Source organism: Streptomyces sp. HM190, from assembly GCF_009857135.1.
Taxonomy (GTDB): Bacteria; Actinomycetota; Actinomycetes; order Streptomycetales; family Streptomycetaceae; genus Streptomyces; species Streptomyces heilongjiangensis.
Map to the genome: position 1 here is coordinate 5,913,224 of NZ_CP047318.1, position 13,072 is coordinate 5,926,295.

The following is a 13,072-nucleotide window of genomic DNA, read 5'->3' on the forward strand; positions in this document are numbered from 1 at the left end:
ACGTAGCGCCATTCGACCGGTCCGGGTCGACGTAGCGCCTGTCGAAGAGGCCGAGCCGGAACTTCTCGCGCAGCAACCGGCGTACGGAGGCATCGATCCGCTCCTCCGCGATCCGGCCGGAACCCACCAGCTCCACGACGACGTCGGGGCACCCCTCGCCGCCGAACCGGTCGGCGCCCGAGTCCCCGTGAAGGTGGCGCAGGTCACAGACAGCGCGTGCCGGGATGTCGAAAGTGGAGCGAAACGGAGGTGGCGCTTCATCGTGGACGGCGTGGAGACCGGGGCAGGGCCGGACCGGACCGACGGGAAACCGCCGGCCGCCGGGCCGTTCCTGGACGGAATCCCGCGCCAGCCGGGCGCGGCGACGCCGGAACGGGGCGGGGGAGGGGACGGCCGGTCAGGGTCCGGTCGCGAACAGGTCCGGCCCCCGGCGTCCCGGAGTCCCCGTGGCCCGGCCGTCCCCGAACGCCGGGCGCGCCCCGCCCGCACCGCCGCCCCCGGCTCCCTCCCGCGCCCGTGGCGGCTGTTCCCCACCCCCACCGGCACGCCCTTCACCTTCTGGTACCTGGCCGTCCTGGTGGTGACCTCGCTCGTCACCGAGTACGCGGACCCGACCGTCGTCCACGCCCTCCACCAGGGCTTCAGCACGGACGTGGCGCACCTCGCGAGCGCCCGCGTGCCGGTGCTCGTGGGGAGCGCGCTGTGGATCGCCGGCGGGGTGGCGTCGCCGTACGTGCTGGGCCTCGTGCTGGTGCTGACCGCGCTGGAACGCCGGATCGGCGGCCGCCGGACGGCCGCCGTCTTCCTGCTGGGGCACGTCCTGGCCACCCTCGCCACCGAGGTCCCGGTCGGTCTCGCCGTGCTGGCCGGCGAGCTGCCCGGCAGCTCCCTGCACCGCCTCGACCACGGGATCAGCTTCGGCGTGGCGGCGAGCGTGGGCGCGCTGGCCGGCCTGCTGCCCTGGTGGTCCCGCCTGCCGCTGCTGCTCGCCTTCGGCTGGATGCTCCTGGACGACCTGATGGCGTTCACGGACCCGATGACGAACTGGGGGCATCTGATCGCCCTCGGGATCGGGGTGGCCACGTGGCCGTGGGCGCGGCGGTGGCGGCACGCGGCGGCCCGTGAGGCGGTTGCGCCCCCGGCCCCGCCCCCGGCGTCTCCGGCGAAGGCCGCTGTCTGACTGTTTGCGGGCCGATCCGGCCGCGGACGGCCCGAGCCGTCCGGCACGGGCCCGTCGCGCGGACCAGGCCTTCCGGGGCCCCGGGCCCGCGCGGCCGGGCCGCCCCTGATCGCTCACAGCGAACGATCCGGCTTCCCGGGAACATCCGGGGACTCATGTGCATTGAGTCGGCATAGCTCAACTTGAATGCCGAGGGAGAGATCATGGCTTCGATGTCCGCACCGCTCACCCTGCCCGTACTGCCGCTCGACGACGAGGTCGTGCTGCCCGGCATGGTGGTGCCGCTGGACCTCAGTGACACGGATGTACGGGCCGCGGTGGAGGCCGCGCAGGCGGCGGCGCGGGCGGAACGCGGCAAGCCGAGGGTGCTGCTGGTGCCGCGGATCGACGGCGCGTACGCGGGCACGGGTGTGCTCGGCACCGTCGAGCAGGTGGGCCGGCTGGCCGACGGCGACCCCGGCGCGCTGATCCGGGGGCGCGGCCGGGTGAAGATCGGGGCCGGGACCACCGGGCCCGGGGCCGCGCTGTGGGTCGAGGGCACCCGGATCGAGGAGAGCGTGCCGGAGCCGCTGCCCGGCCATGTCGCCGAACTGGTCACCGAGTACAAGGCGCTGGCCAGCAGCTGGCTGCGCAAGCGCGGCGCCTGGCAGGTCGTGGACCGGGTGCAGGCGATCGACGACGTCTCCGCGCTGGCCGACAACTCCGGCTACTCGCCGTTCCTGACGACCGAGCAGAAGCTGCGGCTGCTGGAGACGGACGACCCGGTCGCCCGGCTGAAGCTCGCCACCCAGCAGCTCCGCGACCACCTCGCCGAGCAGGACGTCGCCGAGACCATCGCCAAGGACGTCCAGGAGGGCGTCGACAAGCAGCAGCGTGAGTTCCTGCTGCGGCGCCAGCTCGAAGCCGTCCGCAAGGAACTGCGCGAGCTGAACGGCGAACAGGAGGGCGAGGAGTCCGACGACTACCGCGCCCGGGTCGAGGCCGCCGACCTGCCCGAGAAGGTCCGGGAGGCCGCGCTCAAGGAGGTCGACAAGCTGGAGCGGTCCAGCGACCAGTCCCCCGAGGGCAGCTGGATCCGCACCTGGCTCGACACCGTGCTCGAACTGCCCTGGAACGAACGGACCGAGGACGCGTACGACATCCAGGGCGCGAAGGGCGTCCTGGACGCCGAGCACGCCGGTCTGGAGGACGTGAAGGAACGCATCACCGAGTACCTCGCCGTGCGCAAGCGGCGCTCCGACCGCGGGCTCGGCGTGGTCGGCGGCCGGCGCGGCGGTGCCGTGCTCGCCCTCGTCGGGCCGCCCGGCGTCGGCAAGACCAGCCTCGGCGAGTCCGTGGCGCACGCCATGGGCCGCAAGTTCGTCCGGGTCGCCCTCGGCGGCGTACGGGACGAGGCGGAGATCCGCGGCCACCGGCGCACCTACGTGGGCGCGCTGCCCGGCCGTATCGTCCGCGCCATCAAGGAGGCGGGCTCGATGAACCCCGTCGTCCTGCTCGACGAGATCGACAAGGTCGGCTCCGACTTCCGGGGCGACCCGGCCGCGGCGCTGCTCGAAGTGCTCGACCCCGCGCAGAACCACACCTTCCGGGACCACTACCTGGAGGTCGAGCTGGACCTGAGCGACGTCGTCTTCCTCGCCACGGCGAACGTCCTCGAAGCCATCCCCGAGGCGCTGCTCGACCGGATGGAACTGGTCCGGCTGGACGGCTACACGGAGGACGAGAAGGTCGTCATCGCCCGGGACCACCTGGTGCCGCGGCAGCTGGAGCGGGCCGGCCTCGACGCCGACGAGGTCACCCTCGACGAGAGCGCGCTGCGCAAGCTCGCCGGGGAGTACACCCGCGAGGCGGGGGTGCGGAACCTGGAGCGGTCGGTCGCCCGGCTGCTGCGCAAGGTGGCCGCCCAGCACGAACTGGGCGAGCGGGAGCTGCCGTTCACCGTCACCGACGCCGACCTGCGCGCCCTGATCGGGCGCCCGCACCACGTGCCCGAGTCCGCCCAGGACCCGGCGGAGCGGCGCACCGCCGTTCCCGGCGTGGCGACGGGGCTCGCGGTCACCGGCGCCGGCGGCGACGTCCTCTACGTCGAGGCGTCGCTCGCCGACCCCGAGACGGGCGCGGCGGGACTGACGCTCACCGGGCAGCTGGGCGACGTGATGAAGGAGTCCGCGCAGATCGCGCTCTCCTTCCTGCGCTCGCACGGTGCCGAACTGGAACTGCCCGTCGCCGACCTGAAGGACCGGGGCGTGCACATCCACTTCCCGGCGGGCGCGGTGCCCAAGGACGGACCGAGCGCCGGTGTCACCATGACGACGGCCCTGGCCTCGCTGCTGTCCGGACGGCTGGTCCGCACGGACGTCGCGATGACCGGTGAGGTCTCGCTCACCGGGCGGGTCCTGCCCATCGGCGGCGTCAAGCAGAAGCTGCTCGCCGCGCACCGGGCCGGGGTCACCACGGTGATCATCCCCAAGCGCAACGAGCCCGACCTGGACGACGTCCCCGCCGAGGTCCTCGACAAGCTGGAGGTCCACGCCGTCACCGACGTCCGCCAGGTTCTGGAACTGGCCCTCGCCCCCGCGGAGGTGGCGGTCCCGGCGGCCGCCTGACGCCGCACGGCGGTACGGCCGCCCGGCACACGGGCGGCCCCGCGAGACTCCGGCGGTGACGTGACGGACATCCGCCGGACGAGGGAAGGCCCGGGTCCCGTGAGGGAGGCCCGGGCCTCTCCCTTTTCGGCGCCCGGCCGCGGGCGCCACCCGTGCCACGCGCGTTCCCGGCGGTCCGCCTCACCCCTCACCTGCGGAATACTGACGGCGCCGCCCGCGACGGCGGTCCGCAAGCGGCAAGGACCGTCGCCGACTCCTCGGCGACGCGGAACCGGGATCAGGAGCGCTGACGTGCAGGACGAGGGCGGAAACGGCGGCCGGGGCGACGACGGGCCCGGGATGCCGACCAGCGGCATGGACCAGGCGTTCCTCGCGCTGGAGCGGGAACTGACGGTCCTGCTGCGGCGTGCCCGCGCCACGTCCGGCGAGATGGCCCGCGCGGTCCACCCGGACCTGGAGTCCGCCGCGTACGGCCTTCTTGCGCGGCTCGACGAGACGGGCCGGCTGCGCGCCACGGAACTCGCCGCGTACATCGGCGTCGGCAAGGCCACCATGTCCCGGCAGCTGCGCGCCCTCGAACACCTCGGCCTCATCGCCCGCGAACCCGACCCCGCCGACGGTCGTGCCTGGCTCGTCCACCTCACGGACGAGGGGCGGGCGCGGTTCCGCGCGGTGCGGGACGCCCGGCGCGTGGCGTACGTACGCCAGCTGGCCGACTGGGACCGGGACGAGGTCGCCCAACTCGCGCGGCTCCTGCACCAGCTGAACCGGGGCGGCGAGGGCTAGGTGTTCTGTCCCGGGAGGCTGTGGGCGGGTGAGGTTCTCGGCTGAGGGATCTTGAACAGGTGAGGGCCTTCCGGTTCGGTGTGGATTGCGACGTCTGCACCTGACCGAAAGGCCCTCGTGCCCCACCGTAATGCACCCCTGACCGAGACCGGACGCCTGCGCCTGACCCGCTCACAGCTCCGCGTACACCACGCTCGCGTCGTCGTGGGTCTTCGCCCGGCCGAGGAAGCGGCGTTCGGTGTCGGCGTCCTCCAGGTCCCGTACCCGCTCCACCAGGGCGGCCGCGCCCTCCTTGCGCAGATACGTGAAGCAGTCCTCCCAGCCGCCCTCGCGGAACATGTCCACCCAGCGGGTCGCCCCGTCGGTCAGGGCGGCCAGGGACCGCACCCGTTCGCGCGGGACGGCCCCCGTCACGGCCCGCGCCGCCACGGCCGGATCGGCCGCCGCAGTCCAGAAGCCGCCCTCCTTGTTGCGGACCGTGGAGTCGGCGATCGCGGCCGTGGCGAGGAAGGCGCGCGGGAGCCGGGACAGACGGTCGTCCAGCACCGTGGTCACCAGGCCGTCCTGCCCCTCGAACAGCAGCGCGGAGTCGGAGAGCACCAGGTACTCCAGCGTCTCCTCCGACCACCGCGCCAGAACCACTGTGGCCTGTGGGGTCCTCGGGTGAGAAAGGTCACAGGTTTGAGCGTGCGCCCGAGCGGTACGAGTGATGGCCTGTGAAAGGACGGCGGTCAGCGGTGAATCCCGTTCCGAAAGGGACAGTTCGGTCAGTGCGCCACCGAGACGGGAGGTGAACCATGCGACCGAATGTCGACAGCCGTAGGAGGGGGGCGGCGGCGTCACGCCGTCGAGGAGGACCACGGCACCGCCCTGTCCCCCGGCGGGAAGCGCGACCGACGCGAAGTCCTCGTTGGGGCGGGCGGCATGGCCGGGCTCGGAGACGAGTTCCGTACGCATTCGGCCAGTCTGCACGAGCCCTCCACAAGATCCGCGAAAGGCCGACAATGGTCGCCGTGCGACCCGCACCCTCCAGGCCGGGCGCCGGGTTTGGCATGGAATGATCGCATGTGGGGAAGCGCGGCGGCGAATACTGCCAAAGCCCGTCGCCGACGTCCAACCGGCCGACCGTCCGGGGCATCGGCACGAGCCGGTGGAACTTGCCCGCCAACTCCCCGGCGATGTTCACTCCTTCGGGTGGCGGGACTGATGATGCGGACCCACCACCCACCGGCACTGGGAGGGTCGGGAGCCGTACCGGGGGGACGCTCACACGTTGACGGAACGTCACCCGGGCCCATGGGTACACGAGTCAGGAATGCGAGCACCGGTGCAGAAGACGCGGCCTCGGCGCGCAGGCAAGAAGGCAGCTTCGAAGGCCTCCGCGGCCTCCCCGAACCAGCAGGGGACGGCGCAGCAGGCCCCCACCGTCGGCACCGGGCGCAAGGCGCACGTACGCAACCGGCTCATCATCGCCGTGGCCGTGGTGGCCGCCGCCATCGCGGGCGCCGGATCGCCCTCGGTGCTCGCCGCCTCGGCGCAACTGCACGACACCCAGTCCCTGGTCACGCTCGCCGAGCAGACCCAGGAGACCCTCACCCTCGCCCACGCGCTGGCCGACGAGCGCGACGAGGTCACCGCGTACATCGCCGCCGGGCGGCCCGGGTCGGCCGCCCCCGACGAGCAGCCCACCGACCGCGTCGACCGCCAGGTCGCGGAGCTGAGCGCCGACAGCGACACCTCCGCCGCGCTGCGCCAGGACATCCGCACTATCGCCGCCGTACGGAAGGCGGCGCTGTCCGGCACGAGCACCGCTCTCGAGGCGCACCAGGCGTACACCGCCGTCGTCACCGAACTCCACTCCCTCGCCGAGGAGCTCGCCCAGCGGATTCCGCCCCGAGCGGGCCGCGGGGCGTACGCCCTCGCCGAACTCGACACCGCCGTCCAGCAGGCCGCCGCCGCCCGTGGCCTCCTCGTCGCCGCGCTGAGCGTTCCGCGGACCACGCAGACCGTCATCGATCCGGCCACCGGGCTGCCCACCACCACGACCGGCTCCACCGCCGCCGACGACAAGATGCGCGACGCCCTCGGCGCCGCCGCCCAGCAGGCCCGCGTCCGCTCCGACGCCGCCCTCGCCCACTTCCGCGAGACCGCGCCCACCACCGCCCGCTCCTCGTACGACGCCACGGTCACCGGCCCCGAGGCCGACACCGCCGAGAAGTACCTCGCGCGCCTCACCGACCAGCCCTCCCTCGCCGACGACGAGAAGACCACCAGCGCCGCCAAGGTCGACGCCGCGCTCTCCGCCCGCGTCGACCTGATGCGCGGCGCCGAGTCCTCCCTCTACGACCGGCGCACCAAGGACCTCGCCCAACTGCGCGACGACGACGTCACCGCGCTGGAGATCCGGGTCGCCCTCCTCGGCGCGCTGATGCTCCTCGCCGTCGGTGTCGCCACCGGCATGGCCCGCTCGCTGACCCGCCCGCTCGCGGTGCTGCGCATCGGCTCCGCCCGCGTCGCCGGCGACCCCCTGGCCGAGGAACCCGTCAAGTTCACCGGCCGCAACGACGAGTTCGCCCAGGTCGTGCGCTCCGTCAACGCGCTCCACGCGCACGCCCTCGCCCTGCACGAGCGGCTCGCGCCCCTGGAGGGCGACCGCAAGCACCTCATCGGCCAGCGTCAGACCATGGCCGACGAACGCGACCGGCTGCGCGCCGAACTCGCCGAGGCCGGAGCCCACCTGGGCAGGATCCAGCACAGCATCAACGGCACGTTCGTCAACCTCGCGTTGCGCACCCTCGGCCTCGTCGAACGGCAGCTCGCCGTCATCGAGTCGCTGGAGGAGCGCGAGCAGGACCCCGACCGGCTCGCCACCCTCTTCAAGCTCGACCACTTCGCGACCGTCATGCGCCGTCACAGCGAGAACCTCCTGGTCCTCGCCGGCCACGAGCACGTCCAGCACCACGCCGGAGCCGTCCCACTCGTCGACGTGGTCCGCGCCGCGGTCAGCGAGATCGAGCGCTACGAGCGGGTCCGCATCGCCGCGCTGCCGCCGAGCGCGCACATCGCCGGGTTCGCCGCCGACGACCTCAGCCACCTCCTCGCCGAACTCCTGGAGAACGGCACGACGTTCTCGCCGCCGGAGACGAGCGTCGAGGTCTCCGGCTGGCTGATGGAGAACGGCGAGGTCACCGTCACCGTCCAGGACGGCGGCATCGGCATCCCCGCCGACCGGCTCGCCAAACTCAACGCCCGCCTCACCGACTTCGACCCCGAGGCCCCCTACGACCAGGAGGACGGCGAGGGCCTCGGCCTCGGCCTCTACGTCGTGGCCCGCCTCGCCCACCGGCTCGGCACCCGCGTCCGGCTGCAGGAGCAGACGCCGGGCGGCACCGCCGCGGTCGTCGTCCTGCCCACGTCGCTGCTGGCCACGACACCGGCCCCGCCCGCCGCCGGGCCGCCACCCGCCGCGGGGCCCGTGCTGTCGCTGCCCGGCATCGCCGCCGAGACCAACGACGGCGCCCTGCCCGCCCGCACCGTCACCGTCCGCGAGCCCGAGGGCGACGGCGACCCGCTGATCGAGGCCGCGGAACGCGCGCTGCTCACCCGGGACGCCGCCGACACCACCCACGCGGGGAACGGGGCCGACGCGGCGGACGACGAGGACACCGCACCCGCCCCGGACGGGGACGCGACCACGGACACGGACGCGACCACGGACGCGACCACGGACACGGACACGGCCGCCCGCGCGGGGAACGCGGACCCGGCCGGGGACGACGAGGACGACGACGTACGGGAGGACGCGCCGGCGGCCCCGACGGAGTCCGTCTCCGAGACCACCATGGAGCTGTTCGCTCCCGTGGCCCCGGAGCCGGCCGCCGACGAGGACACCGACGACCCGTACGGCGTCGGCCCCGACACCCATGAGCGCGCCGCCGACGAGGGGGACGCGGCGCGCACCTCGGCGAAGGCCCCGCGCCTCACCGACAAGGGCCTGCCCAAGCGCACGCCCAGGATCACCGCGCCCGTGCCCACGGCCCCCAAGCCGCGTGCGGGGGGCGTGAACGCCGAGGAGCTCAGGCGTCGCCTGGGCGGGTTCCACCAGGGGGCCAGGGAGGGACGCCGTGACGTCGAGGCGGAGATCGCCGAGCAGTCGGGCGAGACACGGGCACCCGAGCCACAGGAGTACCGGACAGAGGCAGTTGACACCACGGGGGGCACTTCCGAGGAGGCAAGCAGTTGACCGCGCCCAGTACCTTCGGCTTGAGCAGTGAAGCCCGCAACCTGCACTGGCTGCTGACCAACCTCGTCGAGGAGGTGCCGGGACTGCTGTCGGTCGCGGTGGTCTCCTCCGACGGTCTGCTCCTGCTCTCCTCCGACCCCGGCCGCAACGCCGAGGCCCGCGAGGCCCAGGGAGAACGGCCCCAGGGCCCCCGCGGCTCCGCCGCCGACCTCGCCACCATCGTCTCCGGCATCGGCAGCCTCACCATCGGCGCCGCCAAGCTGATGGAGTTCGGCGGGGTCAAGCAGACGATGGTCGCGATGGACGAGGGCAGCCTCTTCGTGATGTCGATCAGCGACGGCTCGCTGCTCGGCGTCCACGGCTCCCCGGACTGCGACATGAGCGTGGTGGCTTACCACATGGCCCTCTTCGTCGGCCGTGCCGGACACGTCCTCACGCCCGAACTCCGCAGCGAACTGCGCAAGTCCCTGGAGGCCGAGGAGATCGAGGCGGCCGGGAGCAGGCGATGAGCGGCGCCAAGAAGACGAGGGCGCGCGCCCCCAAGCCGGGCTCGGCGCGGAAGCCGGGCCCGCAGCGGAGCCCTCACAAAAGGCTCCCGGTACGCGGCGGGGACCGCAAACCCGCCCGCGTACGCCCCTACTCCCTGACGGGCGGCCGCACCCGCTTCGGGCATGTGCTCCACGTCGAGACCTTCGTCGCCGTCCTCGAAGCCCCGGCCGACCGGCCGGAGCCGGACGGGGCCACCGCCCACCCGTCGGGGAGCGGGGGAGGATCCCTCACCGGCAAGGTGATGCCCGAGATGCGGGCCATCGTCGAACTCTGCCGCCGTATGCGGACGGTGGCCGAGATCGCCGCGCTGCTCAAGATGCCGCTCGGCGTGGTCCGCGTCCTCCTCAGCGATCTCGCGGACCAGGGAAAGATCCGTGTGTACGGAACAGGTCACGGCCCGGGACAGCCGGACCGCGCTCTGCTGGAAAGGGTGCTGAGTGGACTCCGCCGTCTCTGACGCCGCCTCGCCTGGCGTCACCCCCGACGCCTCGCCCGGTGTCACCCCGGGCGTCACCGTCGACGCCCCCCGGCCCGGCGGCTTCGCCCGGGCCGCCTCCCGCGGTCTCGACCGCCTGGCCGGGGTGCCCGTGCCCCGGTACGAGCCGGAGCCCGAGGAGGACCTGAAACCCTGGCAGGCCGACCTGTCCCGCGCCCCCATCGCCACCAAGATCGTGGTGGCGGGCGGCTTCGGTGTCGGCAAGACCACCCTCGTCGGCGCGGTCTCCGAGATCACCCCGCTGCGCACCGAGGCTCTGATGACCGAGGCCAGCGCCGCCACGGACGACCTCTCCGCGACCCCGGAGAAGATCACCACCACCGTGGCCATGGACTACGGCCGCATCACCCTCGACGACGACCTGGTTCTCTACCTGTTCGGCACGCCCGGCCAGGAGCGGTTCTGGTTCATGTGGGACGACCTGGTGCGCGGCGCGATCGGCGCCATCGTCCTCGCCGACACCCGCCGCCTCACCGACTGCTTCCCCGCGCTCGACTACTTCGAGAGCTGCGGCCTGCCCTACATCGTCGCCGTCAACGAGTTCGACGACAGCGACCGCTACGAGCCGGAGGACGTACGGGACGCGCTGACCGTGCCCGCTCACGTACCTGTCATGATCATGGACGCGCGGGACCGGGCCTCGGTGCTGGAGACCCTGCTCGCGCTCTGCGGTCACGCGATATCCGTCAGCCCCGAGTAGCCCAGGCGGGGCGCGCGGGGCACACAGAGGCGTAGGAGACCAGTCCGGATGCGGAAGATACTCGTCGTCGGAGCCGGCCAGTCCGGGCTCCAGCTCGCCCTCGGCCTCCAGGCGCACGGGTACGAGGTCACGCTGATGTCCAACCGTACGGCGGACGAGATCCGCTACGGGCGGGTCATGTCGACGCAGTGCATGTTCCACACCGCCCTCCAGCACGAGCGGGACCTCGGACTCAACTTCTGGGAGTCGCAGGCGCCGCGGATGGAGGGCATCGGCGTCTCCGTCTCCGGCCCCGGCGCCGAGCGCCTCGTCGACTGGGTCGGGCGGCTCGACGGGTACGCCCAGTCCGTCGACCAGCGGGTGAAGATGGCCGGCTGGCTGGACACGTTCGCCCAGCGGGGCGGCCAACTGGTCATCCACGGCGCGGCCGTCTCCGACCTCGACTACTTCGCCCGCGTCTACGACCTGGTCCTGGTCGCCGCGGGCAAGGGCGAGCTGGTCTCCATGTTCGCCCGTGACGCCGCCCGTTCGCCGTTCACCCGGCCGCAGCGTTCCCTCGCGGCGGCGTACGTGCACGGTCTGGGGCCCCGCCCCGAGCATCCCGACACCGAGGTGGCGCGCTGCAACCTGGTGCCCGGCGTCGGTGAACTCCTCGTCACCTCCACGCTGACCACGTCCGGACGGGCGGACCTGCTCTTCTGGGAGGGGGTGCCCGGCGGCCCCGTGGACGTCTTCCAGGGCGTCACCGACCCGGCCGAGCACCTCGCGCTGACCCTGGACCTCATGGAGCGGTTCGTCCCGTGGGAGCACGCGCGGACCAGCCGCGTCGAACTCACCGACGCGGGCGGGGTGCTGGCCGGCCGGTACACCCCCGTCGTGCGGCAGCCGGTGGCCCATCTGCCCGGCGGCGGGCTGGCCTTCGGCGTCGCCGACGTGGTCGTGACCAACGATCCGCTCACCGGTCAGGGCGCCAACACGGCGTCCAAGTGCGCGGCGGCCTATCTGCGGGCCATCCTGGACCACGGCGACGCGGAGTTCGACGAGGCGTGGATGCGGCGCACGTTCGAACGGTTCTGGGCGCAGACGGCGGGTCCGGCGACGAAGTGGACGAACGTGATGCTCGGGGAGCCGCCGGAGCACGTGCTGACCCTCATCGGCGCGGCGGGCGCCCTGCCCCGCGTGGCCGACCGCTTCGCGAACGGCTTCGACGACCCGGCGGACTTCGAGAACTACTTCTTCGAGGCGGAGAAGACCGAGGCGTACCTCTCGGAGGTCGCGGGCGGCTAGCAGCACCCCTCACGGCGTGTCGTAGCCCGTGTCAGGGCCCTTCTTCGCCGTCCCCGGGAGTTTCGGGAGGGCGAAGCGTTTCAGGGGTTTGGCCCCGGGGTCGGGGCGTACGGCGCCGAGCAGGGGGTTGGCGGCGATCGGGGAGACCTTGACGGTGGTGCCGGGGCGCGGCGCCTGCACGACCAGGCCCTTGCCCAGGTAGAGCGCCACATGGGTGGCCTTCGGGAAGTACAGCACCAGGTCGCCGGGGCGCAGCTCGGTCAGGGGGATGCGGGGGAGACCCGCCCACTGGGCCTGGCTGGTGCGGGGGATGCGGTGCCCGGCGTGCGACCAGGCACGCGAGGTCAGCCCCGAGCAGTCGTACGCCTTCGGGCCCTCGGCTCCCCACTTGTACGGCTTGCCGATCTGGGCGACCGCGTAGCGCAGCGCCTTCGCCCCGGTACGGGTCGGCGGCCGCACGGAACTCAGCGCGCCGGAGGCGACGAGCTTGCGTTGGGCCTCGGCCGTCGTGTCCCGGTCCAGGCGCTCGATCCCGGCGAGCTGCTCGGTGGTGAGGGAGGCGAGGAGCCGCTCGACCTCACCGAGACGGCCACGCACCGCGTCCCGTTCCTTCTGGCGGCGCTCGGTGAGGCTGAGCCGGCGGTCCAGCGCGGCGCGGGCCCGGCGGGCGAGCGTGTCCGTCGTCCGCTCGCTGCCGGTCATCCGTTCCACGGTCTGCGCGCGCTCCTGGGCGACCTGGCCGATCACATGGCCCTGCTCCAGCGCGCGGTGCGGGTCGCGTGCGAGGAGCAGCCGCACGTACGGGGAGAGGTCGGTGGTGCTGTTCTGGTACTGCTGGCGGGCCAGCCGTCCCGCGGCGCCCCGGCTGTCGTGCAGGGAGAGCCGGGCCGCGCTGAGCCGCCGGTCGAGACGCGCGACCTCCGCCCGCTGCTCGCGCAGTTCCTCCTCGGTGGCGTTGTACGCCTCGGTGGCCTCCTCCGCCTCCTGGAACAGCCGCCGGAGGTCGGCCAGCAGCGCGGCCACCGAGCGTCCCTCGCCGGCCGCGGTGTCGCCGGCGGCGGGGGGCACCGCGGTGTCGCCGTCGGGAGCGGGTCCGGCCGAGTCGACCGGCGGCGCCGGCGGCGGGGCCGCCGCGGCCTGGACGGACGCCGTCGTGAGGAGTGTGCCGGCCGCGACCGCCGTGGCCGTCGCCGTACGGACCAGACGCAGGACCTTTCCTGACACG

The 13,072-nt window shown here is 73.5% G+C and carries 10 protein-coding genes; 8 read left to right on the forward strand and 2 right to left on the reverse strand.

Annotated elements, in window-relative coordinates:
• Positions 1-271: 271 nt before the first annotated feature.
• The 3 genes from GSY65_RS25390 to GSY65_RS25400 all read left to right on the forward strand — a co-directional run bounded on the left by GSY65_RS25390 (position 272) and on the right by GSY65_RS25400 (position 4,572).
• A complete protein-coding gene (locus GSY65_RS25390; protein ID WP_236580043.1) occupies positions 272-1,180 on the forward strand; it encodes a rhomboid-like protein in 909 nt (302 codons plus the stop codon).
• A 203-nt stretch (positions 1,181-1,383) separates the two neighbouring features.
• A complete protein-coding gene (gene lon / locus GSY65_RS25395) occupies positions 1,384-3,786 on the forward strand; it encodes an endopeptidase La (RefSeq protein WP_159772974.1) in 2,403 nt (800 codons plus the stop codon).
• Between the two features lie 291 nt (positions 3,787-4,077).
• The gene (locus GSY65_RS25400; RefSeq protein ID WP_159772977.1) at positions 4,078-4,572 is read left to right on the forward strand and encodes a MarR family winged helix-turn-helix transcriptional regulator; all 495 of its coding nucleotides are present in this window, start codon (positions 4,078-4,080) and stop codon (positions 4,570-4,572) included.
• 171 nt (positions 4,573-4,743) lie between these two features.
• On the opposite strand, the gene GSY65_RS25405 is transcribed toward GSY65_RS25400, so the two are convergent.
• Positions 4,744-5,529 (reverse strand): protein phosphatase 2C domain-containing protein, encoded by a 786-nt coding sequence (locus tag GSY65_RS25405; RefSeq protein ID WP_159772980.1) that lies wholly within the window; start codon positions 5,527-5,529, stop codon positions 4,744-4,746.
• Positions 5,530-5,887: 358 nt separating this feature from the next.
• Here GSY65_RS25405 and GSY65_RS25410 point away from each other — a divergent pair, with 358 nt between their 5' ends.
• From GSY65_RS25410 to GSY65_RS25430, 5 genes are all read left to right on the forward strand, one after another.
• Positions 5,888-8,815 carry a nitrate- and nitrite sensing domain-containing protein gene (locus GSY65_RS25410; protein ID WP_201452669.1) on the forward strand — a complete coding sequence of 976 codons (2,928 nt, stop codon included), beginning with the start codon at positions 5,888-5,890 and terminating at the stop codon, positions 8,813-8,815.
• Entirely contained in the window at positions 8,812-9,324 is a 513-nt protein-coding gene (locus tag GSY65_RS25415; protein ID WP_055518822.1) for a roadblock/LC7 domain-containing protein, read from the forward strand. Before GSY65_RS25410 ends, GSY65_RS25415 begins: the two co-directional genes overlap by 4 nt.
• Positions 9,321-9,821, forward strand: coding sequence for a DUF742 domain-containing protein (locus tag GSY65_RS25420; protein ID WP_159772986.1), 501 nt, complete (start codon positions 9,321-9,323; stop codon positions 9,819-9,821). The genes GSY65_RS25415 and GSY65_RS25420 overlap by 4 nt, the downstream gene beginning before the upstream one ends.
• A 115-nt stretch (positions 9,822-9,936) precedes the next feature.
• The gene (locus tag GSY65_RS25425; protein WP_236580251.1) at positions 9,937-10,560 is read left to right on the forward strand and encodes a GTP-binding protein; all 624 of its coding nucleotides are present in this window, start codon (positions 9,937-9,939) and stop codon (positions 10,558-10,560) included.
• A gap of 48 nt (positions 10,561-10,608) precedes the next feature.
• A complete protein-coding gene (locus GSY65_RS25430; protein ID WP_159772992.1) occupies positions 10,609-11,847 on the forward strand; it encodes a styrene monooxygenase/indole monooxygenase family protein in 1,239 nt (412 codons plus the stop codon).
• A gap of 9 nt (positions 11,848-11,856) precedes the next feature.
• Here the strand turns inward: GSY65_RS25430 and GSY65_RS25435 are convergent, their stop codons facing one another.
• Complete coding sequence (locus GSY65_RS25435; protein WP_159772995.1) at positions 11,857-13,071, reverse strand: C40 family peptidase; 1,215 nt, start codon at positions 13,069-13,071, stop codon at positions 11,857-11,859.
• Position 13,072 lies beyond the last annotated feature (1 nt).